The sequence below is a fragment of the Brumimicrobium glaciale genome, from assembly GCF_004152935.1.
GTDB lineage: Bacteria > Bacteroidota > Bacteroidia > Flavobacteriales_D > Crocinitomicaceae > Brumimicrobium > Brumimicrobium glaciale.
Genome location: NZ_SETE01000002.1, coordinates 548,436 through 574,560 on the forward strand (window position 1 = coordinate 548,436; position 26,125 = coordinate 574,560).

General features: G+C 33.4%; 18 protein-coding genes. 4 read left to right on the forward strand and 14 right to left on the reverse strand.

Translation table 11 applies throughout. From position 1 onward, the window contains the following. Positions 1–122: 122 nt before the first annotated feature. The 13 genes from ERX46_RS05980 to ERX46_RS06040 form a co-directional block, all read right to left on the reverse strand. Entirely contained in the window at positions 123–854 is a 732-nt protein-coding gene (locus ERX46_RS05980) for a DUF6090 family protein (protein ID WP_130092930.1), read from the reverse strand. A 448-nt stretch (positions 855–1,302) separates the two neighbouring features. After that, positions 1,303–2,748 (reverse strand): T9SS type A sorting domain-containing protein, encoded by a 1,446-nt coding sequence (locus ERX46_RS05985; protein ID WP_130092931.1) that lies wholly within the window; start codon positions 2,746–2,748, stop codon positions 1,303–1,305. 102 nt (positions 2,749–2,850) lie between these two features. Next, entirely contained in the window at positions 2,851–4,482 is a 1,632-nt protein-coding gene (locus ERX46_RS05990; RefSeq protein WP_130092932.1) for a tetratricopeptide repeat protein, read from the reverse strand. A 406-nt stretch (positions 4,483–4,888) separates the two neighbouring features. Continuing rightward, positions 4,889–5,626, reverse strand: coding sequence for a DUF6090 family protein (locus ERX46_RS05995; RefSeq protein WP_165366138.1), 738 nt, complete (start codon positions 5,624–5,626; stop codon positions 4,889–4,891). Positions 5,627–5,769: 143 nt separating this feature from the next. Continuing rightward, positions 5,770–6,906 carry a tetratricopeptide repeat protein gene (locus ERX46_RS06000; protein ID WP_130092934.1) on the reverse strand — a complete coding sequence of 379 codons (1,137 nt, stop codon included), beginning with the start codon at positions 6,904–6,906 and terminating at the stop codon, positions 5,770–5,772. A gap of 96 nt (positions 6,907–7,002) precedes the next feature. Further along, positions 7,003–7,776, reverse strand: a complete 774-nt coding sequence (locus tag ERX46_RS06005; RefSeq protein WP_130092935.1) for a DUF6090 family protein — start codon at positions 7,774–7,776, stop codon at positions 7,003–7,005. Between the two features lie 388 nt (positions 7,777–8,164). Further along, complete coding sequence (locus ERX46_RS06010) at positions 8,165–9,604, reverse strand: choice-of-anchor V domain-containing protein (RefSeq protein ID WP_130092936.1); 1,440 nt, start codon at positions 9,602–9,604, stop codon at positions 8,165–8,167. A gap of 298 nt (positions 9,605–9,902) precedes the next feature. Then, a complete protein-coding gene (locus ERX46_RS06015; protein ID WP_242494538.1) occupies positions 9,903–12,863 on the reverse strand; it encodes a DEAD/DEAH box helicase in 2,961 nt (986 codons plus the stop codon). 11 nt (positions 12,864–12,874) lie between these two features. Next, positions 12,875–13,192: a hypothetical protein gene (locus ERX46_RS06020; RefSeq protein ID WP_130092937.1), complete on the reverse strand. Its 318-nt coding sequence runs from the start codon at positions 13,190–13,192 to the stop codon at positions 12,875–12,877. 566 nt (positions 13,193–13,758) lie between these two features. Next, positions 13,759–13,980 carry a hypothetical protein gene (locus tag ERX46_RS06025; RefSeq protein WP_130092938.1) on the reverse strand — a complete coding sequence of 74 codons (222 nt, stop codon included), beginning with the start codon at positions 13,978–13,980 and terminating at the stop codon, positions 13,759–13,761. Positions 13,981–14,094: 114 nt separating this feature from the next. Continuing rightward, positions 14,095–14,445 carry a helix-turn-helix domain-containing protein gene (locus ERX46_RS06030; RefSeq protein WP_130092939.1) on the reverse strand — a complete coding sequence of 117 codons (351 nt, stop codon included), beginning with the start codon at positions 14,443–14,445 and terminating at the stop codon, positions 14,095–14,097. A 2-nt stretch (positions 14,446–14,447) separates the two neighbouring features. Continuing rightward, entirely contained in the window at positions 14,448–14,801 is a 354-nt protein-coding gene (locus ERX46_RS06035) for a type II toxin-antitoxin system HigB family toxin (protein WP_449374881.1), read from the reverse strand. Positions 14,802–14,960: 159 nt separating this feature from the next. Beyond that, positions 14,961–15,116 (reverse strand): S1 RNA-binding domain-containing protein, encoded by a 156-nt coding sequence (locus tag ERX46_RS06040; protein WP_130092940.1) that lies wholly within the window; start codon positions 15,114–15,116, stop codon positions 14,961–14,963. 58 nt (positions 15,117–15,174) lie between these two features. Between ERX46_RS06040 and ERX46_RS06045 the strand changes: the two genes are divergently transcribed. Continuing rightward, the gene (locus ERX46_RS06045; protein ID WP_130092941.1) at positions 15,175–18,246 is read left to right on the forward strand and encodes a DUF7619 domain-containing protein; all 3,072 of its coding nucleotides are present in this window, start codon (positions 15,175–15,177) and stop codon (positions 18,244–18,246) included. A 447-nt stretch (positions 18,247–18,693) separates the two neighbouring features. Here the strand turns inward: ERX46_RS06045 and ERX46_RS06050 are convergent, their stop codons facing one another. Continuing rightward, positions 18,694–20,802: a Tex family protein gene (locus tag ERX46_RS06050; protein ID WP_130092942.1), complete on the reverse strand. Its 2,109-nt coding sequence runs from the start codon at positions 20,800–20,802 to the stop codon at positions 18,694–18,696. A 374-nt stretch (positions 20,803–21,176) separates the two neighbouring features. On the opposite strand from ERX46_RS06050, the gene ERX46_RS06055 reads away from it, so the two are divergent. From ERX46_RS06055 to ERX46_RS06065, 3 genes are all read left to right on the forward strand, one after another. After that, complete coding sequence (locus tag ERX46_RS06055) at positions 21,177–22,424, forward strand: PQQ-dependent sugar dehydrogenase (protein ID WP_130092943.1); 1,248 nt, start codon at positions 21,177–21,179, stop codon at positions 22,422–22,424. A 179-nt stretch (positions 22,425–22,603) separates the two neighbouring features. After that, a complete protein-coding gene (locus ERX46_RS06060) occupies positions 22,604–24,685 on the forward strand; it encodes a TonB-dependent receptor (RefSeq protein ID WP_130092944.1) in 2,082 nt (693 codons plus the stop codon). A 281-nt stretch (positions 24,686–24,966) separates the two neighbouring features. Next, positions 24,967–26,046 carry a CaiB/BaiF CoA transferase family protein gene (locus ERX46_RS06065; RefSeq protein WP_242494539.1) on the forward strand — a complete coding sequence of 360 codons (1,080 nt, stop codon included), beginning with the start codon at positions 24,967–24,969 and terminating at the stop codon, positions 26,044–26,046. Positions 26,047–26,125: the final 79 nt, after the last annotated feature.

A 26,125-nucleotide genomic window follows, 5' to 3' on the forward strand; every position in this document is an offset into this window, starting at 1 on the left:
AATCACGTGATTGTTTTGGTCTATTTAAGGAGAGGAAATGATTTAAATATTTTTTATTCTACGGTCGACATGCAGACCAAGTGTGAAGCATGAAAATCATATATCTTTATTTTATACTTCCATTAATCATTCAGATATTGAAGATGTTTATCAAGTTGAATCAACACCAAACTCACTTCCTTTTGAACGTCAATATATTTGTTCTGCATAAAATTCCTCAAGAAAATGTTCAATTTAATAACTTCTAAAAATTCTCTATCTTCTATTAATTCCTCATAATTTTCTGGAGTTCCTGAAACCCACAGCATTTCAATATGAATGTGTTTTAAAACCTGAGGATAAAGTTGCTTCCACTGATACCAATCATCTACGCCTTTTTCAACATTTTCTAAGTAGACATATTTTGTAGAATATAGGCGAGATAATGAATTTCGCAATGAATCATTTGAAATCAAATCAAAGCCAATAGATTTCATATTTTCCCAAGCAGATGTATTCTCCGTTAATTGAAAATTTCCAAAAGTATTTCCAAAATGATATTTTAAAGAATCATTGAAGGGTAGTTTTGTCTCAAGAGCAGTTTTCACAGCTTCATTTGAACGAATTCTCTCTTTATTTGCTCCTATAGTCCCATTCAATACAGATAAGTCTTCTTTTAAATTGAGTTGCATCTCAATTAAAAGAATAAGCTCTTTATGTTTTAACTTACTTTCCTCATTTTGATTATTAATTTGAAGTGCGATTACAATTCCAATAACCACTAAAACTATTTCTCCAAGTGCATAAATCAGGTATTTAGTGAACTTATTTTCGATTAAAGATTTTTGTCGAATTTTTCTAAAGAATTTTATCATTTGGTTAGTTTTGATTTTAAAAGATGAACGATATTAGGTTAAATGCATTGATGAGTTCACATCAACTGTCTTCCTTTCAAAATTAACAAAACTATTTGATTTTTAATAATTTAAGGTTTTATTTTAAATTCGAATTGTATAGATTTACATACTTAACTCAAACGCTAACAGATTTGGATAAGCAATGAACACCATATTAATAACGAACATGAATAGCTTTATTCTATCACTCTAAAATTCCGTGAATTCGTTTAAAAATATAACCCCCTAATTTATCAATGCTTTCAGCAACTAAAATTAAATCTCTTTATTTCTTAAGCTGAAAAGCTTATCATAAAAGTTTTGGCCAGTGGCGAATCTAAAACACAACTTTCATCATAATTCCGATTATTAATTTCATCCTTAAATTCGCCACTAACCTCCCTCCTATTTTAACTAAAAACCTCTTCTATTCTTTAACTATTTTAACCGACTTCATACTGTTAGCGGTATTGATTACTAGAACATAAATTCCCGAATTCAAATCAGTTAAATCAATAACATGGTCTGTTTTTCCTTTAGTAATTTGAGATTTCAGAGTTTTACCATCTAAAGCAATTATGCTGTATGATGTAATTTCTAACTCACTCTTTAAGTGAATTATATTTCTTGTAGGATTAGGGTAAACTTCCAAATTATTTAGTGCGCTTATATTGTCAGTACTTAAAGTTAAATTTTCAATCACCCTAACATGTCCTGAACTTGCGCCATTTGCATCATTTAAAGTTGCACCAGCTGCAATTATAGCCCCATCATCACTAATATCAACTGAAAAGCCGAAAAAATCTCCCTCAGCTTCTCCTGAAATTGTGCTTCCTTGTTGCATCCAATCTGTTCCATCAAATTGAAAAGCTTTTACATAACCATTTTCTGCAGCATTGCCGTAAGCACCTGCCACAAGCGTATTACCATCGGCACTCAATTTAGCTTGACCGAAAAAATCTGTTCCTATTTGTTCTCCCTCTAGTATACTTCCTTTTTGATTCCAGCTTGCTCCATCCCAAGAAAATACTTTTACATATCCTGTTCCAAAGAGGGCATTACTCTGAGCACTTACTGCCAAAGTATTCCCAGAAGCATCCAAATGAACGGCAGAACCGAAACCATTATTTTCCTCACCTAACAAAACGTTTCCTTTTTGCAACCAGCTTGAACCATTCCATAAAAATAGACTACATTCTCCACCAATTCCTGCTCCCATTGCACCAACAGCCAAAGCTGTACCTGATTCATTTAAACTAACTGAAGCTCCAAATGAATCAAATTGCGCTTGTCCATCAATATCGATTCCGCGTTGTAACCAATCTGAACCGTCCCACTCATAGATGCGAACATGTCCGGTATAACTGGTAACGTTTGAATTACCAGATGCACCAATTGCTATTACGGTTCCGTCACTATTCATACTTACTGATGAGCCTGCTCCATTTAAAATGTTAGCATTTTCACCAAGAATAGTGCTTCCCTTTTGTAACCATGCTGTTCCATTCCATTCATAAACTTGAGAGTATCCTGGAGAACCAGATACTGCTGCTGATGGCGCTCCAACGAGTATTGTATTTCCATCTGAACTAACATCTACACTATTCCCAAATTGTGAACCGCCCTCTAAACCTAATAAACTCGCCCCTTTTTGCATCCAAGTTGTTCCATTCCAATCGAAGACTTTAACTTGACCTGTGCTCGTATCGTTTTTTGGAGCTCCAACGATTAAAACTTTTGCATCTGCACTTAAACCTACAGTTGTACCAAATTCATCATTGGCGGAATCCCCATCCAAATCTGAACCTATTTGGGTCCATTGTCCGAAGACGAAAGTTGGAATGATTGCTAAAACTAAAATTATCTTTTTCATATTTCGTTATTTACTTTTTTTGTTCAACAAAGGTCAACAATCAATGTAAATAAGGCTTCACGGCTAGGGGTGAAATCAAAAAAACACCTTTAGACGTAAAATTTAAGACGGTAAAATTGGATTATTGGAAATTTTTATTCCTTCCAATAGCAGAGATATTTTTTTGTATTTAGTTTCCTTAATTCCGAAGTAATCATACATCCTACGCAATGAAGAACCAATTCCATCAACACTTTTGAAAGCTTTCTCTGCTATATCTTTATTTGTAATTACAGGGTCATCCAATAGAATATTAAGCACTGTCCAATCAGTTTCGTTTAATTTCCTTTTAATCGAAATTTCTATTTTTTCTCTCACCAATTCAAATTTATTAGCATCAACAATAAGATTTGAACTTGCATTAAGTTTAAGATTTTCTATTTCAACAAGTAAATCTTCTCTCTTTTTATGGTTTCTTTTTATGCGAGAAGAATAGTAAATAATAATCAATGCAATTAATAAAGCGGATGCAAAAGTAATAGCAAACGTTATTTTTAATTGTTTCAATTCTAGTTTTGCTTGCTCTTTTTCATTTTCTAGCTTGGTTTCAAATAGTTTCACTTCAAAGTCATTTTTAACGGCTTCCCTAGCAACGGCAAAATTGTTTTTTTCTAATTGAATACTGTCATTGAAAATGGTGTACTGCTCGTGCATCTCAAGAGATAATCTGATTTTATTTTGTGCTTTATAACACATATACAATAAATGGTATGCCTCTTTTTTTATGTCTTTGTCTGTTTCCGGAAGAATTAAAGTTAAAATAGCTTCTCCTTGTCTTGCTGCTTCATCAACATTAGTTTCAAATGTTATCTGCGCAATTACTAAAAGGGCTTCAGCAGTTCCTCTTTCGATATTGAGTTCTTTATTAATTGCTAAATTCTTTTCAGCAAATACAAGCGCTTTCTCTAATTTATTTAATTCAAGATATATTTTAGCCAAGAGCTTATAACATCCCGCAATAAAGAATTTCTCATTTTTTATTTCAAGTATTTTTAGCGCTTTTTCAAAAGGAATTATAGCTTCATTGTACAATTCTTTCTCGAATTTTATTAATCCAATATTCATTAGATTTACAGCTGTTCCAGTATTTTCAACCCCACTATTTTTGGCTATTTCAAGAGATCTATTGTAATATTCAATTGCTAAATCACGGTTACCAATTGTTAAATAAACGCTTCCTAAACTTCTCAGCATCCTACCTTCGCCTTTTTTATCTTTTTCTTTTTGGAAAATTTTTAAAGCTTTAGAATAATATTGAGTTGCTTCTTGATAATTTTGTTGCTTTAAAAAAATATTTCCAATATTACCCGTTATCGTTGCTTGTAGAATTGGATTTTCTAGTTGTATTGCTAATTCCCCTGCTCTATTATAGGATTCCAAAGATTTAGTAAAGTCACCTTTGAGTCTGTATATATTTCCTCTTCTATTTAAGGCACGAAACATTTCGCGTGTTGCCTTCTTCTCTTTGGCTAAATTGTAATGGTAATCGATTGAAAATAACGCTGAATCCGGTTGAGAATAGCTGAAAATATCATGATATTCTTTTAGCGCCTTAAATCTTATTGAATCTAATTCTTTTACATTAGAATATATCGATTGCAAAGAATCTCCTTTGTTTTGGGAATAACTTGTCTTAGCAATAGACGACACTAATAGAATGAATATGAACAATTTTAGTACTAATTTCAATCGCATTTAAGGGTTATTTTTCTGAAATAAATTTTTAAGCTAACGCATCTAGCTTTTTTTCAAACTGGATTTATCTTTTGCATGATCCGTTTTAATGATCTGGATTTTATATCTCAACAAAATTACTTCAAATAAGCTACAAAACAAACTATATCCTAATGCATGAAATTAGAAAAAGACGCACTTTATTCTCTGCGAATTTGTGCTTTTTTTTGTTCTACATAATCATCAAAATTGGGATGGTCTTTTTTGACTGGAAAACTAAAACGACTAATCCGATATTCGCCGTTTTCTTTGGTAAGTATGAGCAAATACATTCCGCTTTCGACTAGGTGAACTGGACAAGCGGCTTTGGGTTCCTCTTTCTTGGCTTTTCGGAAAAAGGAATCAAAACGATCAGTTATTATTTAAATTACTTGAACAATTCCTTTTCAATTAAATGAATCAAATTGAGAATATCTTCTTCAAAATCGGGATAATTGGTTTTGTGCAGATGCATTGAAGTTGCCAATTGAATTAATAAAATATTTTCAAACTCAGTTGACGATAGGATTTGTTTATTACTTGTAAAAGATGATAATTTAGGGATTTCAACATAGTCCGAAAAGCTTGAATAATCAAAAACTGTTCTAAAATTACCATGATTTTCAAAATAGATATTGGCCCTATGCCATGATATCCGCAGTCCTTTTTCTTGATCTCTCAGTTTAGAAACTTTACCTTCCCAAGACGCCAGTTCATTAACAATAACCAGGTTTTCTATGTCTTTTAAACTTCCAGATGCTATTAATTCACTTAAGATACCATTTTCGTAATCAACCTTAATAGTTGGGGAAAGAACAGCGGCTAACACTTTTGAGAGAACCTTTTCGCTTATCGTGTCTAAGGTCAATTGATTATGCATAAATTCAATTAACTGTCTTTGACTATTGACGTTTTTAGCCAAACTATTTCTTTCCGCTTTTATCGATTCAAGATTGTTAAGCATTTCGCTTTTAATTAGAGATAAATAAGTATCCTGTTTATCGTGAATTTTATCGGTTTCATTCTGATTATTGATCTGTAAAGCAATTAAAATACCAATAACAACAAGAATTATTTCTCCACTGGCATAAATAAGATACTTACCGATTTTATTTTCAACAAGCATTTTTTGGCGAAATTTTCTAAAGAATTTTATCATTAGTTATTGGGTTATTATTGTTTCTTCGCTAACAGTCTAAATGATGAATCATAGCGTTTTATTTCATTTTAAATCAGAAGATTAATTACATTTAAACAGTCTAGAACTCGTTACTTTTCTAGTTCTAATTCTGAAAGTACTTTTATAGCAGACCCATTTTCTGGATTTAATGCTAATGATTTTTTATAAGCTTTAATGCCATTTTCTTTATCTCCCATGATCAGTAAGCAAGCGCCATAACTGTCGTATGTGCCCCAAGCTTCAGGATATAGTTCTGTATTGAGTTTAAATAATTTAAGAGCTTCCGTGTTCCTTTTGACTTCAGTCATAGTATAATAACCTATAGCATTGATTTCTGTTTCAGAGATATCAAAATCTATATTTTCTATATTTCCCTTATCTTGCTGTTTTATTACTTCAATGATTTCATCAATAGTCCTGCCTGCTTCATATAAAGAATATAAGCTAACAATTGTACTTTCAATATCCTTATCAGGAATGCCTAGTTCTGCATTAATGATATTATTTAGAATATTTATATAATATTTACCCCCTTTTATTGTACTTAATTGAATTTGTTCATTAACGTTTTTAAATTTAAAAGCTGCTCTTAAAATCAATACGATTTCTCTATAATTATCATTTATGTTTAGCGCGTTGTACAGGGGATATGAATCATCAAAATTGGCTACATGCACCGTTCTATCTGGTAAATCGTACCCTAACTTTGATACATTCATTATTTCCTTCATAAATAGTTCATAGTTTGTTTGCGCTTTATTCGTAACAACAGCTTGAATATTTGCCGTTTCAAGAAGCTTATTCCTCATGAACGGAGGAATCAATTTAATATCTCCGGTGGTTTCGAGCGTTTTAATAGTATTTGCGTTAAATTTAATAGCATTGTATTGTAGATTGAGCTTATTGACTAGCCTCAAAGCCGCTTCTGGATTCATTTGATTTTGAAATTCTTCTTTAAATTCGTTGTACATTTTAATATTCGTTTCCAGGTTATAAATTGCGATATTTATAAGGTTATAGTCCTTTTTTAAATCTTCTTGTATCTGGAAGTAATAATTCTCTAAAATTGCAGCGCTTTTTCTATTCTCATTCCAAGTGTTTATTTGAAGTGCAATCAAGATTCCAATAACAACAAGTATAATTTCTCCAATGGCATATTTAAAGTACTTTCCAGTTTTGTTTTCTATCAAAGCGAGTTGGCGAAATTTTCTAAAGAATTTTATCATTTGGTTCTTGGTTGTTAAAATGATGAACAGCGGTTAGTCTATGAAGCATAGTATCCCTTGAGGCACTGTGATCTCATAATCTTTGATGTGCTTTCGTTATTTATTTTCAGCTAATTCTGAATCAATTGAACTCAATAATTTTTCAGTCATCAAAATCATCTTTTTATAGTCAAGAATGAGCCTATTGTTACTGAAAATTGAAAGTACAAATCCATTCTTAAATGTTTGATTTTTTAATAACAATTCCATTTTATCCTTTGATAATTCTGCTTTTGTTCCTTCTGTTCCTTTTGATACTTGAAAAGTATAGTTTGTAATATCTGATTGAAGGTCAGTAATGCTAAAATAAATTGGGTACAAATAACTTTCGAAATCTTGCCTCATGTGACGCTCTATAAATTCTATTTGCTTGTAATTCAATTCCATATTGATAAGTAAATTCTTTATTGAATCATTAGATATAATTGCAAGGTTTCCAGAGTTTATCAATTCTTGATATGCATTGTTGTTCTTATTAAATGGATACCAAATCTGAACATTTAGATTGTGAAAATTAAAATCTTCTGGGTCGACGTTTTCTATATTTTCAAAAAATTCGAGTATAGTTTCAGCTGAATTTACCGATCTTTCTCTTGTTATAATATAAGCTTTGAGTTCGATTAAATTAAGATGTGAATCGGCTTTTATATTTGCCAAATAGCTAAGTTCTTTTATTTTTATTTTACGTTCTTCGTTATTATTATTTATTTGTAAAGCAATCAAAATTCCAATCACGACAAGAATAATTTCTCCAACAGCATAAAGTAGGTATTTGCCAAACTTATTTTCTATAAGCATGCGTTGTCGGAATTTTCTAAAGAATTTTATCATTGGTTATTGGTTGGTCATAATGAAGTACAATATCAAAATTAAGAAAACCATTTGACTTTCAATCATTTAATGAACTTATTTGATTTTCAATAGTTTAAAATATTATTCCTGTTCGGTCAAATTTCATACTGCATACTTATAATTTATTTGCTTTCTCAAAGCCTTAAAAGTACCATTTGGTTGAATTAATATCATTTAAACTATTCCACACTCCTGCTTAAAATCCTTTGGTGAAATTCTAAAGAGTTTGTCAATGTGCAAGGTGTGTGGTATAAATCTTTAGTTTTCTTGCAGTCGTTATATAAAAAGGCTTAGAGAATACATAACCACTTCATCAAAAAGCACCGCCAATTGACGATGCTTTATTTCAAGATTTGATATCCAAAAACTATTTTTTCACAACCGAAATAGTCGAAACTCTTGAATTACTTTTAATTCTTAAAAAGTATATTCCTGAATCCAAATTCCCGATATTCATTGAAGAACTATTTACAGAAATTTCTTTCACTATTCTTCCATTCGCATCAATTAAAGCAATTGAATTAATATTACCGAATTGATCCATATTTTTAATTTCAAGTACATCAACTACTGGATTTGGATAAACTACAACTGACTCGATATTAAATTCATCAACAGAAGCAACATCAACGAGTGTGCAAGCTGATGTTTCCGTACAATTATTAAGTGTAATTTCCACAGCAAAATTTCCTGTCACCAATGGCGTGAAAGACATATTTGTTGCTCCAGTTATTGCAGCGTTACCATTATCACAATCTACCCATTGGTAATCCGCTCCAAATTGATTTGCAGTTAATAGGCCACCGAAAAGTGTTGTTGTGATATCAATCACTTCAACAGCTAATGTCAAGTTCACTGTAGAATCACAACCGTTCATCGATTGGAAAACTTCGGTGTTTAAACCAGCGTTTGATGCATCCAAGACTTGCGTTCCAAATGTCAAAGTTTCATCTGCACAAATTGTTTCAGAAGTTGAAGTGATATAATCTGGGTAAATTGTCACGTTTGTATTTGTTGAACCTGATGCATAAACATAGTTAACAGTATACGTTCCAGGAGTTGAAGCGCTCACATCAATTACACCAGTATTTGCATTAATTGATAAACCAGCTGCTGAACTATAAGTTCCATTTGCAGTTCCAGTTACCTGAGGTGATTGATTTGTTGCATCTCCACAAAATGGATTTCCTGTGTATGTTACACTAGTTTGAACTGATTCTGAAATTGTTATAACTCCAGGAGCAGTAACTTGATCTCCTGAAGTTCCGCCGTTACTGTTTGAAGCTAAACCAATACCATAAAAGCTAATTGATCCTGAATTGGCAGCAGGTGCTGTCCAAGTTGCTTGAAAATTTGCATTCGATGACAAACCTAAATGTTCGACATAAGATCTTCCAGCTATAGTTACTGTTTGACTCCCTGCAGATGGTGCACTAAATGAACCTCCCGCAGCATTTGTGCTAGTTAATGCCACCCCTTGAAAACCAAATCCACTGGAAGTTCCAGCAACTGTATATTCAATGGTATATGTGGTTCCAGCAGTATAGCTAGTTACAGGAACTCCACCATCTAAAAGTTGCATTGAAATTGAAGCACCAAAAGATCCACCACTGTGACATTGTGCACATGTTGCAGACGAAAGTGGACTGCCTGTGCGATCTCCAAGTCCACCTGAACCAGGCCCTCCTGAATAAGTTGGAAGCGGTTTGTAGGATTCTATTTTGTTAGATGTCTCCGAGAGACCAGCAGAAATTAAAACCAATGAAGCTGATCCAAGTAAAGCTATAAATAAGTATTTTTTTATCATTTGTAGTGTTTTCACAAGTATAAAAAAATCCTACATAGCATGCTAATTATTAATTCATTAGTTGAATTTACCCGCTAATAAAATGACTGTTTTTAATAAATGAGACAATTAATAGCTGTTGTTTTTTGGTTATATTCTGTCTTTTATTAAGTATATAATTGTGGTTATTCCCCAATTTACAGAGAAGTGTTTAAGCTGTTTTTTTGGAATGTTAAATGTGGTGCGTTTTATGAAAAAAAGAATCATACTGAATCGACATAATAGAGCATTTGCAAAAGTTATTAAAGCTTTAGACATACTAAACAATTTCCTCTATCCCTGATTTCCATGTTACAAATCCTTTTTTGTTGTCTGAATAATCGTGGATGATTCTTGTGAAATTTTGATGGCTATTTTCCAAAAACACCTGTCTCCCTTGTTCTCTAATAATTCCCAATTGTTTATCAATTTGCTTTACTTCTTCAATTAAAGATTCCTTGTTGTTGGCAGTTTTCCAAATATAAGTTGCTTCTTCAGTATCTAAAGTCTCCAAGACAATAAAGTAATTATTCTCACCAGAAAGAAGGAAAACAAACGAAAATGGCTTTAAAACAAATCGAATTTTCATGACTTGTTTTTCGTGTCTATCCGCTAAATATTGAATGTGTTCTGAATGTTTGTATTGTTTATTTTTCAGAATTTCATTTAGTAAATCTTCTGCGTTATCGTAAACCCGTCCTCCTTCTTGTAGTTCATCTGAAGTTAAAACATTTTTCTTTTTTGTGCCGAATTGCTTTAGTAATCCCTTATTTAAAAATTGAATTTTTACTCCCTCAACTACTTCTTTATTTATTTTCTCGATATCAGTGGATGAAGCTAATTGAGAAACTAATTTTCCATTTTCAAACTCAGCAAACAACCCCACTGAAATATTTTTAGATTTTAATACTTTGATTAAATACGGTTTAAGCACTTCAAATTCAGGACGAATTTCAATGTTTTCGATGTAAAACTCAAGAGTTATATTCATTTCCTTTATAGGATAAGTAAATCCGACATTTCCGTAATTAAACTCCAATTCCTCAATCGGTATTTTGATTTTCTTTTCTATGGATAAAAGGTCATTTGAAGTTTTAATTTCTTTGTCTGGTTCATCAAACAAAGTTGTTTGTCTACTGATTTTCCTATAATATGTATTCCGTTTTAAAAAGAGTTTGTTGAGATAATCAATTTTAAAATCCCTGTAATCGTAAATAATAGGATTTATTTCAGAGCGCTGAACTCTACCGATGTATTGGATTAACTTTCCTTCAAATGAAAAAGGATAAACTAAAAATAAACAGCTAATGTTTTGCAAATCTGTTCCCTCACCAAAATATTGTCCAGTAGTTATTAATACTTGAAAATTACCTTCGTTTAATATTTCCCATTTATATTTTTTTGAAATTTCTGAATCTTCTCCGCTTAATGTGATGGTTTCATAAGATTGTTTCAAAAACAAATTCAACGAATCAATATGTTCCTTTCGTTCGGTAATAATTACCGCCTTTTTACCTTGATTCAATTCAGTTTTCACATCCGCTAATATCAGCTTATTTCGTGCAGTATCGTGAATCAATATTTTTGATAATACTTCGAAATTATCCGTTTTAGAATTGTAAGGAACAGCTAATTCTGTATTCCGAATGATAATTTTCGCATGTTTATAATTTTCTATTTCTGTAGTTTGAATATTGGCAATAATTTCTCCCAAATGCGTAAAAATCATTTTTCCGTCACTGTATTTTCTAAAAGGTGTAGCGGTCAATCCATACAGATAATAACTTTTTAATTTCTCAATAGTTTTCCTGAAAGTCTCTGCTGGAACGTGGTGACATTCATCCACAATGATAGTTCCAAATTGATCTTGAATAGATTCTATTTGTTTAGGTAAACTTTGAATCGTTGCAACCGTAATTTGTTTACCGATTTTTGACCTGCCTTTCCCTATAACACCAATATCTTTTTTAGGAATACCCAAAAATGCTTCAATTCGATCTGTCCATTGCTCCAATAATTGTTTTCGGTGAACAATAATTAAAGCAGGCTGACTTTTATCAGCAATTATTTTTAACCCAACCACTGTTTTTCCAGAACCTGGCGGAGCTACAATGACACCAAAATCCTTTTTAGCAACCGTTTCAATTACATTCTTTTGATGGGATCGTAAAGAAGCATTAAATCCATAAGGAGTTGATGGCTTTAGCTTTCTTTCATCGGCAAAGTCAAATTCGATTTGTGCTTCTCTACAAAATCTTAAAAGCTTTCCGATAAAACCCCTTGGAATGAAAATCTCATTTTCCGATTCCTCAACCAGTTTGAAATAACGAGTAGTTTCATAAGTATTTCTACCAGATTTCTTTTTAATGAAAAATTCAGAATTGGCAAAGTTTAATTCTTCTTTTAAATAATTGATAAGTATTGGCGTTAATCCAATTCTGCTTATTTTTACATTATTGTTCAATGAAATCCCTAGTTTTCCGTTTGTAGGAGGTTGTTTTACAACACTAACATCAGGTTTTAATCCTTTATGAAATTCATCTAAATAATCAATTGAAACCCTTTGAATGTTTTTCAGAAAAGACCATTGTTTAGGTAATGGTTCAAAAGTTTCAGGATTTACAAAACAACTATTCCCTTTTTCAAAAGTTGGCTTAAAAAGTGGCAAAGCGATAAGATTTCCAAATCCTTTCCCTGAAAGATAATCCTGATTAGGAAACAATCTATCAAAACTTGAGCTTTTATCAAAGATTGAAAATGCTCCCGATTCTTCTAAAATAGAAATGAATATTTTCCGACTTCGTATTGCAGGATAAGGTTGATCAAAAAATATCCAAACATGTCCTCCATTCCCAGAACGTGAACGCTCCAAATAAGCTGGTATTTTATGCTCTTGGCAAGCATCTAGAAAAACAATCACCTCCTTTTCCCAGTTCTCTTTATCAAAATCAGCAACTAAAAACCAAGTGGTATTGTCATGCAATAAAGGATAAATTCCGATGTGATGATAACCATCCAAATGTTTTTGAATTTGTTCATCCGAATATTTCAGATAAGATTTCTCTGTGAAATTTTGGAATGTACCTCCATTCATTCTATGCATTCGATAACGATAAGGATCATAAAAATAAGCAGGCATATAGCCTGATTTCTTTCCTTTCTCCCAACGAATAGCAAACACATCATCTCTCCCGTTGAAAAGGGATTTGAATACATTGATATTGTCAGAAGTACTTTCCATTAACTATAAAGTTAACCCCAATCTTCATATTCTCTTTCCTTCATGGGGGTTTTTCTTATTTCAGTTATGTTTTTTAGAATTATATTTAAGGTCTTTTTGAATTCAATTTTATTTACATTGTTTCCAAAAAACAATTCTTCGATTATGTATTCAAAATTCTTTTCGCCAAGCCAATGTTTGATTAAAGCTTCTGCATTATTTAAATAATCATCATCGTCTTTACACTGAGAAGCTAAAAGTCCAAATTGCAAGGTTAAGTCGCGATTAAACTTCTCAGCTTCACTGAGGATACCGTTGTATGTTGGGATTGATAAATCGTCTGTATCCATTTTGATTAGAGTTTTAAGGTTACTTTCTATATTTTTTTTATTTATCCGATAACTAACTGAAATTATAGCGTCAAGTTTATAAAACAAATGCTGCCTTTTAAATTCTCGATTTCCTTCTGTTTGATATATAACTATTTAAGAATTATTTTCTAGCATTATTAATTGTTTAAATATATCACCAATCAATATAAACTACAATCTTTTCCTAAAATTTCATTCATGAAATTTCCCTGCGCGCTGTACGGACGATTTGCAAATCGTCCCTACCAGAGCTCGGGCTTTAACGCTTGCGTTAAAGACGCAAAAACCTTTGATATCACATTACAATTCTAAAATTCAATGATAAATCCCTCGATGATTCATCACGACCGCGAACCATAATTTTTGGAAAAATCAGCGTTTCTAATGATTTAAAATTCTCTATTTGCTTTAACGAATAAGAATCAGATAATTTTAAATGACAATTCAATTGACTAAAGGCAGTCTGGGTTGAGATGAGAGATAAGATTATGAATAGATTTTTCATTCCGAAATGTAGTTATTTTCATTAAAAAGGGAATAAACCATTATTCAAACTCTACTAATTGAACCTCTTTATTTACAAAGAAATCATATTTCTCCTGATGGAAATCTTTAAAAAACACAGTGTGCTCTCTTTCCCAGAATGCAATTCTTATTGAAGAATTGGTTTTCTTTGATTTGATAATTAATGCTTCCTTTTTCTCGAACTCAAAGGTTACGTGAGGTAGTACTTCAATTATTTTGACAAGGTCTGTTTTTACTTTCATTTGATGAATGATGACGGTTTTTCAATTGGCTATTAGTTAATATTTCTATGGAGTCATATTATCCGTCATTTTGATGTTTCATTTTTTATTCTTAACCATTTGATTTCATATTGATCAAGCCAATAAAATATCAGCGGGTATTTTCAATTCTTTGTATAAAGTTTTAATCATTCCCAATGTAAGTTTTCTCTTTCTATTAAGTATCTCACTCACTCTACTTTGGCTACCCAAATATTTAACCATATCAGCATTGGTCATTCCCATTTGTTCCATTCGGAATTTAATCGCATCAATTGGATCAGGAGGCGCAATTGGATAATGTTTCAACTCATAGGATTCAACTAAGGTTACAAGCAAGTCTAATTCATCGCCTTCCATAGTATCTTTTTTTGCTCCCCACAGTTCTTCGATTCTGTCAATTGCAGCAGTATAATCTTCCTCTGTTTTAATTGGTCGTATATTCATAATCAAATAGTTTTAGCATCAATTTTATCATATTCCTTATGTGTTCCTACAAATCTTATGAAGATTACCTGAAACTCATAATCTATAGCAACTACTAATCTGTAATCATTGCCTTTAATATTAAAAACAACTCTAGTATTTCCGACAATACTTGCATTTTTAAATTGCTTTTTCAAATCATTAGAATTTTCCCAATCAGCAGTTTTCGCAACTTGATACCAAGCTCTCAAAGAAATTTCTGAGTCAGCATACTTTTGTTCCTCAAAAAATTCTCTTAGTCTTCGAAAAGCAATAATTCTCATGCTACAAATATACGAAACAAATTGTGATTTCCCAATTTGGGATATTTCATTCATAAAATTTGCCTGCGCGCTGTACGTCCGTACTACCAGTGCTCGAGGCTTTAACGCTAGCGTTAAAGAGGGAAAACAAATTCCATCCTTTCCAACATTCATCGTTCATAATTCATCATTAAACATATTTCGAAAGGTTTCACATCGCTCCCACTCTCTTTCTCACTCTCTTTTCCTAAGCCCTATCCTCTTCCGCTCCACATCCAACTGAATCACCTCCACCTCCAAATGCTCATGCAATTTCACATAATCTGCCGGATTCTCAACATAAACATCCGCCATATTCGATTTAATAATTAGCAATATTTTCAAATCCATCTCAAATTTGGACTACAACTCAAATTCATTTATATTTACAAACTCATTTAAGAAACCTATGAAAAATAAATTAATATTTTCGCTTTTATTGCTATTGTTTTCAAGTTTTGGATTTAGCCAAGAAGCTGTTATTGAATGGCAAAAATCTTTAGGTGGATCTGGACAGGATGAGGCAAAATCTGTTCAACAAACAACAGATGGCGGATATATTATTACTGGTTTGTCTTATTCGAATGATGGAGATGTGACAGTAAATAATGGTTATAGTGATTATTGGATTGTGAAATTAGATGCAATTGGTAGTATCAGTTGGCAGAAATCATTAGGCGGCTCTTCGTCCGATATTGCATGGTCAATTCAACAAACATCAGATGGAGGATATATAGTTGCAGGAAGTTCTTTCTCAAATGATGGAGATGTAACAGGAAATAATGGATCGAGCGACTATTGGGTTGTTAAACTAGATGCAAATGGAGGTACAAATTGGCAAAAATCATTAGGCGGCTCTGGTAATGATGTTGCATATTCTATTCAACAAACAACGGATGGTGGATTTATAGTTGCTGGGAGTTCTTCTTCAAATGATGGAGATATAACAGGAAATAATGGATTTATTGACTATTGGGTTGTTAAATTAGATGCAACTGGAAACATAAATTGGCAAAAATCATTGGGTGGCTCTGGACAAGACAAAGCAACATCAGTTCAACAAACAACAGATGGTGGATATATTATTGCTGGATTTTCATATTCTAATGACGGAGATTTAACAGTAAATAATGGAGGGTGTGACTATTGGATTATAAAGTTAGATACAAATGGAAACATCATTTGGCAAAAATCAATAGGTGGCTCTGGAAATGATGAAGCATGGTCAATCCAACAAACTATGGATGGTGGCTATATTGTTGGTGGATACTCTAATTCAAATGATGGAGATGTAAATGGTAATTATGGAGCACAAGATTATTGGGTTGTTAAACTAAATACAGCAGGAAATATAACTTGGCAAAAATCATTAGGTGGCTCTGGATATGATAGAGCGCTCTCAATCCATCAAACAGCTGATAAAGGTTATATTATTGCTGGATATTCTGACTCTGACGACGGGAATACAACTGTAAGCAACGGAGGTCAAGACAGTTGGATAGCTAAATTAAATACAATTGGAAATATCATTTGGCAGAAATCATTAGGCGGCTCTTCGTCCGATATTCCATGGTCAATTCAACAAACATCAGATGGAGGATATATTATTGCTGGAACATCTAATTCCAATGATGGAGACGTAACTAATAATAATGGATCATTTGACTATTGGATTGTAAAACTAGAGGATATTCCTAACATATTCGGAAAAACATACAACGACCTAAATGGAAATTGCATTAAGGAAAGTTCTGAGCCTAGTTTGTCGGGGATGCATTTGATTATTAATCCGGGTGGCTATATTGCACAAATCAACACTAACGGTATGTGGTATCTTGATTCACTGCCAATCGGAACTTATACCGTGACAATTGACACCACAAATTTAAACTGGACACCAACCTGTTTTGCATCACAAACCTTCATAGTTACTGATCCACAAATTTTTACACCCGGACCCAATTTTGGATTAATAAATAATAATCCTTGTAGTAGTCCTGAAATTAGTATTCAAGCACCTTTTCTGAGAAGATGTTTTAACGACCAAGTTATTTACGTTCAAGCTTGTAATAAAATCACAGCAACTGGTGTCCTTAGCGCATCTTATGCAACAGTGGAGTTAGATTCACTTTTTACACCAACTTCCTCATCTTTACCGTATACAAGTCTTGGAAATAACACATATCAATTTGATTTAGGCGATCTCAATCCAGGTCAATGTGTAAGTTTTACTATCAACACCACGATTAGTTGTAATGCATTTTTAGGTGAAACACTTTGTATGGATGCAAAATTATATCCAATAGACAGTTGTGCTTTAGATACAATACCACCAACCCCATTGCCTTCAAATTATGGAAACAACACTAACCTTGTTATGCCTCAACCCTGCACATTACCTTGGGATAACTCAAGCTTACAAGTCGATGGATGGTGTCAAGGAAATTCTGTTCAGTTCTCGATAACTAATAATGGTGATTTAGTAAATGGTGATATGGAATGTTATGCTCCTATTTTTCTCTATGTAAATGATACTTTAGTGAGCATAGATTCTGTTCAACTTCAAGGACAAGAGACAATTTACCTCTCTTATCCCGCAAATGGCCAAACTTGGATTTTAGCAGCGGAACAACATCCTTTACATCCTGGAAATTCTCATCCTAATGCCCATGTTGAATTATGTGGATCTGATTCGACTCAGTGGATATCTAACATGGTAAATAACTTTCCATTGGATGATGCAGATCCCTTTGTTGACATCTACTGCGATGTTGTAACAGGAAGTTATGATCCTAATGATAAGAGAGGTTTTCCTTCAGGTATTTCAGATCAAAACTATGTAAAACCAAATCAGCAATTGCAGTATATCGTTAGATTCCAAAACACTGGAACAGATACTGCTTTTACTGTTGTAATTCGAGACACCTTAGATATTGATTTAAATATTTTTACTGTTACACCTGGAGCATCGAGTCATAACTATACTTTTAAAAAGTACGGCCAGAGAGTGCTAGAATGGACATTTGACCATATTCTTTTACCAGACAGCACAACAAATGAGCCTGGAAGTAATGGATTTGTAACGTTTACTGTTGATCAAGTTCCTAACCTTCCAAACGGCACTATCATAAATAATCAAGCAGATATTTATTTCGATTTCAATTCTCCGATAATTACAAATGAAACGGTTCATCGCATAAATGATATGATTGCGAGTTCACCTCTTCAGGTAAATGAAATTTTGCTCATTGAAGGAAATGTTATTAAGGTTTATCCTAATCCAAACAGTGGAATGTTATTCATAGAATTAGAAAAAATCGTTGAGCCAATTGATTACAAAATCACAAATATCAATGGTCGAATAGTGTCATCTGGAAAGCTTTCTCAACAAAAAAACAAGATAGATATTCGTAATTTAAGCACAGGATTGTATTTAATTCATATCGATAAAAGTGAAACTATTAAGATAATAAAGAGATAGAAGTACTGACTAAATGATTTTCTAAATGCCCTTATAACCCACCGCGATAAGAGCTGATAGATTGTAGTGATTTGTATTGTGGTTTTGCCCATCAGTAGCAGTTGTTGCAAAATTTGCAACAACTCTATCTTATTGTAATTTATTATCGATAAAAAGTATCTCCAATTTGTTGGTTTAGTAGAAAAATCGGAATTTCCGATTTTTCTTTTTAAGTCTTTATCAAAAAGGTTCGATTATGATAATAATTCAGAATAAAAAATTATATCGCTCATCTTTCTATTTCTTTTTATACCATTAATTACGAATCAATCACAACCGCGATTCTTTTCTTAAAATTTAATACATGAAGTTTCCCTACGAGCTGTAAGGACGATTTGCAAATCGTCCCTACCAGTGCTCGGTCTTTAACGCTAGCGTTAAAGAGGTGAAACAATTAATTATCAATTTTTACACCCTCTTCAATCCTATCCTCTTCCGCTCCACATCCAACAATATAACCTCGACAACCACATGCTCATGCAGCTTAATATAATCCGCAGGATTCTCAACATATACATCCGCCATATTTGACTTATGAATTAAGCCATTCTCTTTGATTCCGATATTCACAAATGCACCGAAATTTGTCACATTCGTCACAATTCCATTCAGCACTTTGCCTACCGATAAATCACCAATCGTCTTGACCGTACTATCAAATTCCAGTACCTCAACTTTCTTTCTTGGATCTCTTCCTGGCTTTTTTAATTCTTTAATAATGTCTTCAAATGTAAAAGCATCTATATAAGGAAAGTCTTTTTGATTCAAACCATTCAACACTTCTGCATTTCCAATTAAAGCAGAAACAGTCATTTTTAATTGCTTGGCCATTTTCTCAATCGCTGGATAAGTTTCTGGATGAACAGCCGAATTGTCTAACGGATTTTTACCATCCAAAATTCTTAAAAATCCAGCACATTGTTCGAAGGCTTTTTCACCTAGTCTTTTGACTTTCTTTAATTCTAGTCGAGATTTAATTCCGTTATTTTCTCGTCGGTATTCAACAATATTTTCTGCTAGCTGTGGCCCTAATCCAGAAACGTAACTCATTAAATAGGGTGATGCGGTATTGAGGTTCACTCCTACTTCGTTTACACAAGAAATTACAACATCATCTAAACTTTCTTTGAGGAGTTTTTGGTCTACTTCATGCTGATATTGACCAACTCCAATCGATTTTGGGTCAATTTTCACCAATTCTGCCAAAGGATCCATTAATCTTCTACCAATAGAAACCGAACCTCTTACTGTGACATCATAATCAGGGAATTCTTGTCGGGCAATTGCACTTGCACTGTAAACGGACGCTCCATCTTCAGAAACTACAAAAATCGCAACTTCAGTTTTGAATTTTATTTGTTTCACCATGAATTCTGTTTCCCTACTTGCAGTTCCATTCCCAATGGCAATTGCGTCAATTTTATACTTTTCAGTCAATTCTAAAATCTTATTTTTCGCTTTTTCTAATTCATTTTGTGGTGCGTGAGGGTAAATATTAACGTTCTCTAATAATTCTCCTGCTTCATCCAAACACACAACTTTACAACCCGAGCGAAACCCTGGATCGATAGCTAGAATTCTTTTCTTTCCTAAAGCTGGTGCTAATAAAAGCTGTCTTAGGTTTTCAGAAAATACATCAATTGCCGTTTTATCTGCTTCTTTTTTCTTCTCTGATAAAGCTTCATTTTCCAATGCTGGATGCAACAATCGTTTGTATGCATCGTGATAAGCCATTTCGATTTGCTCATTCATTGGAGAATTGTTCTTCACATAAAGTCGATTCATGAAATCAAAAATATAGTCTTCATCTACCACAACTTTCATTCTCAAAAAGCCTTCATTGTTCGCCCTGTAAATTGCTAGAAAACGATAAGATGGACATTTTTTTAAAGACGAAGAATAGTCAAAATAATCACGGTATTTCTCTGCTTCTTTCGCTTTTGATTTCACCACTTTTGAAGTCAGTAAACTTTGATTTTCGTAAGACTTTCTCAATCGACTTCTGACCACACTATTTTCATTGATCCATTCAGCGATAATGTCTCTTGCTCCAGCTAATGCATCTTCAGCGTTTTTCACTTCTCCTTTTACAAAATTTTTAGCTGCAGCTTGTGGGGATTGATTTCCTTGCGACATGATGATTTTTGCCAAGCCTTCTAAACCTAACAGTCTGGCAGATTCAGCTCTGGTTTTTCGTTTTTTCTTGAACGGCAAATAAAGATCTTCTAATTCATTGATATTAAAACAGCCGCTGATTTTCTTCTTCAATTCATCCGTCAATTCACCTTGCTCATCAATGGCTTTTAAAATCGTTTCTTGACGTTGAGAAATCTGCTTGTATTTATCGGCAACATCTCGAATTTCTGCAATCTGAACCTCATCGAGTCCGCCAGTCGCTTCTTTTCTATAGCGTGAAATAAACGGAATTGTTCCTCCTTCATTCAGCAATTTTAGAGTTGCTTCAATGTTTTTATCTTTGATTTGTGTTTCCCCAACGATGTAACTTAGTTCTGTCATTTATCCATTTTTAAGAAGGCTAAATTTAGTAAATTCAATGAGTGAAATGGAGATAAACACCAGTTAATGTTATATTGAATTAGGATGGTTAGTTGCGCTGTATTGGAACGCGGATGACGCGGATCTTCGAACGCAGATTATCGCAGATTTTTTTTTTAATTTGTTAATTTGAATATCGACTTTTATTAAATGAAGATGACTAATTCGAAGCACCTCTCCCTTTGAAGAGCCTGTCCCGAAAGAATCGGGAGAGATACCGAGGGAGGACTTTTTAATCATTTCATGATATGGATAAATTATTACAATACCCTCATAATAGAATTAAACTTTTTATATTTAAGTTTGTTAGATTGAACAGACTTAAAACAAACAATATGAAGATCATTTACACCACAATACTCTTGGCTGCAACCTTAACATCTTGCAGCAATGCGAATTCCACATCTGAAAAAATTCAGGTGGTCGCAAATCAGGAAATCAGTGATACCTTACCTCCTGTAGAAACCAAAAAAGGAAATGCGGATTATAAACCCGCTTTTGAGGGGCAAACAAGAATTGCTGGGGTAAAGACGACCACGCCTTATGAATTCAAAGTAATTACGGAATCTTTAAATGCGCCGTGGGGTGTTGTAGAACTTCCAGATGGTAGATTGTTAATCACTGAAACGGAAGGCGTAATGCGAATTGTAGACGCTTCGAGTGGGAAAGTGAGTGAAGAAATCACTGGAATTCCAGAAGTAGACGATCGTGGTCAAGGTGGATTATTGGGTTTGACTTTATCTCCTGATTTTTCAAATGACAGAATGATATTTTGGGCTTTTACCGAAAAAGTAGATAAAGGAAACCATACAGCAATTGCGAAAGGAAAATTGTCAAAAGATGAAAAATCAATCGAAAATGCGCAAGTTATTTATCGCGCATCACCAACTTATGATGGGAAATTGCATTATGGAGGACGAGTAATATTTGATAAAGAAGGAAATTTATTTGTAAGCATTGGAGAACGTTCAGACAAAGAAACACGAGTGAAATCTCAAGATTTGAGTACTTCATTTGGTAAGATAGTTCATATCACAACCGAAGGAAAACCTGTTGCAGGAAATCCTTTTGAAGATCAAGCCGATGCACGTCCAGAAATTTACAGTTATGGTCACCGTAATCCTCAAGGATTGGCTTTCCACCCAGAAACAGGTGAATTGTGGTGCAACGAATTTGGCCCACGAGGTGGAGATGAATTAAATTTAATTAAATCAGGGAAAAACTACGGTTGGCCAGTAATTACTTATGGAATTGAATATATCGGAACTAAAATTGGTGATCCTGTCATTCAGCAAAAAGAAGGAATGGAACAACCAGTTTACTATTGGGATCCTGTACTTTCTCCAAGCGGAATGACTTTCTATAAAGGAAACAAAATTCCAGAATGGGAAAACAATCTTTTCCTTGGAGGATTAAACAGCAATCACATTGCAAGATTGGTTATCGAAGGAAATAAAGTCGTTGGAGAAGAAAGAATTTTAGCGGACGAAGGAGAACGTTTTAGAGATATTACACAAGGGAAGAATGGTGAATTGTATGTTGTTACTCAAGGTGGGAAGCTTTATTCAATTGATGGGAAATAATTTTTAATGTTTAATTATTAATGGTTAACGTCAAATTTACAATTTAATACTTGACGTTAACCATTGATAAAACAAAGTTGTTTAGCTCTCCTTTTCCTCCCTTCACCAACGGTAAAAAACTCTGCGACCTTTGCGATTCCTTTGCGGCTTCGCGGTTAATTTTTAAAATCTCACTTTAAATGCACAAATTTCTTCCACTCACATTATCTATATTTTCATTTGCATTTCTTTTCGGACAAAAACCAGACAGCGTTTCTAAGTCCCAAGAAATTGAATTCGAAGCAGTGGAAATCATTGCTTATTTCTCCAAACAACCTTTGTTGGGATTAACCTCATCAGCTCAGAATATTTCTTCTCGTCAAATTGAAATCCAACAGACCACGACTCTTTTACCAGCATTGAATACAGTTCCCGGAATTCGAATGGAAGAACGTTCTCCGGGAAGTTATCGATTGGCAATGCGTGGAAGTTTGATTCGTTCTCCTTTTGGGATTCGAAATACTAAGATTTATATGGATGAATTTCCTTTGACTGATGCTGGCGGAAATACATATTTGAATTTGTTAGATCCTGCTTCAATTTCTTCGATTCATGTTTTAAAAGGTCCAGATGGTTCACTTTATGGTGCTAATTCTGGTGGTGTAATTCGAATTCAACCCAAAGGATTTGATGTCAATAAAAACCAAGGTTCATTGTTATTAGGCGGAGGCTCTTTCGGATTATTTCAAGAGCAACTTTCCATTCAGCGAAAAGTAAATGATAAATATTCATTTTCAGTTGATCAATCTTTTACACGTTCAGATGGTTATCGTGAGAATTCAGCATTGGATAAAAAGACTTTCCAAACGGCTCATAATTTGCAATATTCAAAGCATAATGAATTGCGGATTTTGGCTTTGTATTCTGATTTACATTATGAAACTCCAGGGGGATTAACAGAGTTTCAATTCAAAGAAAATCCAACAATGGCCCGTCCAGCTGGTGGGCCAAATCCATCTGCAAGCGAACAAAATGCGGGGATTTATAACAAAACTTTTTTCGGAGGAATTGCGCATGATGCCCAAATTACCAAAAATCTCTCTCATACAATTAGCATTTTTGGTTCACATACTGAATTTGAAAATCCTTTCATTACGAATTATGAATTTAGAACAGAGAAAAATCTAGGATTACGCACCTACCTTTCTTATAAAGACACAATCAAAGAAAATATTCAATGGCAAATGCAATTGGGTTTTGAAGGTCAAAAAGGATGGAACGAAATTGAGAATTATGATAACAATCAAGGAGTAAAAGGTAATCCACAAGCAAAAGACAATTTAGACAATTCACAAGGAAGTTACTTCTATCGTGCAATGGCCAACCTATACAAACGTTGGACAATTGAAGCTTCGGTTGGCTTGAATCAAGCTAAAATCAATTACAATACGCTTTTTCCAATAGCCCAAAATTCAAGTGGAGCAATCAATTTCGGGAATATTTTAATGCCTAGAGTTGCGACTTCTTATTTAATTACAAAAACGTTGGCTGTTCGAGGAAGCATCTCAAAAGGGTATTCTCCACCCACAATTGCTGAAGTTCGTTCTTCCAATAATACCATCAACACAGAATTAAAACCTGAAACAGGGATCAATTATGAAGTTGGAATGCGCTGGGAAACTTCCAACAGAAGATTTATTGCGGATGTGAGTTTATACAATTACAAAATGAACAATGGAATTGTAAGGCAAATCAACGAAGATGGAGCTGACTTTTATGTGAATGCAGGAGAAATCAATCAACAAGGAATTGAAGCTTCGGTTTGGGCGTTTATTTTGAAGCCGAATTCTAGTCGATTTATCCGAAAGTTGAATTTACAATCTGCTGCTACATTTAATTATTATCGTTTTGGAAAATATCAGGTTAAAGAAAATGACTTTTCTCAAAACAAGGTAACTGCGGTTCCTGATTGGGTATTATCAAACACATTGACCATCACTTTCCCAAAAAGGTTTGGATTAAATATTTCTCATAATTATACTTCATCAATGCCTTTGAATGATGCAAACACTGTCTTTTCAGAAGAATTTCATTTGGTGCAGTTAAAAGGAACATGGAATTGGAAAATATCTTCAAAATTAGAAATCCAATTTTTCGCAGGAATAGATAATTTAATGAACGAAAAATACAGTTTAGGAAATGATATCAATGCTTTTGGAAATCGCTATTTTAATCCAGCGGCGAGTAGAAATTACTTTGGAGGTGTGAAGTTGGGGTTTTAGGGAATTTGCGCTTTAATGGAACACGGATGACGCGGATCTCCGAACGCGGATTTAACGCAGATTTTTTACTTGATTCTTAAGATCCGTGAAAATCCACGTTGCTTCTAGAAGTATCCGCGTCATCCGCGTTCCAATGAACCCTGCGCCTAAGCTGAATTATCACGCATTGAAAATTGAAGTATAATGCACTTTCGTGCCGTTTAAAGAATAAATCTTACAAATAGTGCATTATAATACAATCCATAATTAACTATCTTTACAAATAAGAAAAGCGAATTTCAATGTCTACACAATCTATTTTCAAAAACCTTAAAGTAATTGATTTATCAACAGTTTTGGCAGGTCCATCAGTTGGTTCATTTTTCGCTGAATTGGGTGCTGATGTCATTAAGGTTGAAAATCCTGTATATCCAGATATTACCCGTTCTTGGAAATTACCAATGGAAAATCAATCAAGTTCTGTTTCCGCTTATTTTTCGAGTATCAATTACAAGAAAACTTATCAGCAACTGAATTTAAAATTAGAATCTGACAGAGAAAAGCTTTATGAATTGGTAAAGACTGCTGATATTCTATTGATGAATTTCAAATTTGGAGATCAAGAGAAATTAAAGATTACGGATGAAATTCTTCGTGAATTCAATTCTCAATTAATCATCGGGAAAATCAATGGATATGGTGATAAAAGTGATCGTGTCGCTTATGATTTAATCTTACAAGCAGAATCTGGAATTATGTCTATGAACGGAACTCCAGAAAGTGGTCCTGTAAAAATGCCTGTTGCTTTTATAGATGTTTTAGCAGCTCATCATTTAAAAGAAGGGCTTTTGATTGAGTTAATTTCCAAAAAAAGCAATGAGAATTACAAAGGAAAAAGTGTGACGGTTTCACTTTACGAAGCTGCTGTAAGTTCTTTGGCAAATCAAGCTTCGAATTATTTAATGAATAATGCTGTTCCACAAAGAATTGGTTCTTTACATCCTAATATCGCTCCTTATGGCGAGCTTTTCAACACTTCAGATGACAGAACAATAACTTTTGCAATTGGAAGTAATACGCATTTCAGTAAGCTGTGTGACTATTTGAATTTATCAGCATTAGCAATGAACAACCGCTATTCTACTGTTCAGGAAAGAGTAAAAAACAGAACTGAATTATTTGAGTTATTGAAAGTAAAAGTGGTTGAACATTCAGCAGATGAAACTTTGGAATACATGAATGAACACTTTGTTCCTTGTGGAGAAATTAAGAATCTAAAAGCTGTTTTTGAGACTAATCTTGCTCAAGATTTAGTGAGAAGCGAGGTCATTGATGGAGTGGAAACTAAGCGTGTTACAGGGATTGCTTTTCGTTCCAAATAGTAACTGGCTTCCGTAATTAGACAAGCTCTATAACTCTTCGTTCTAAAACCTTCAAAATATGCTAACTTCAAATAATAAT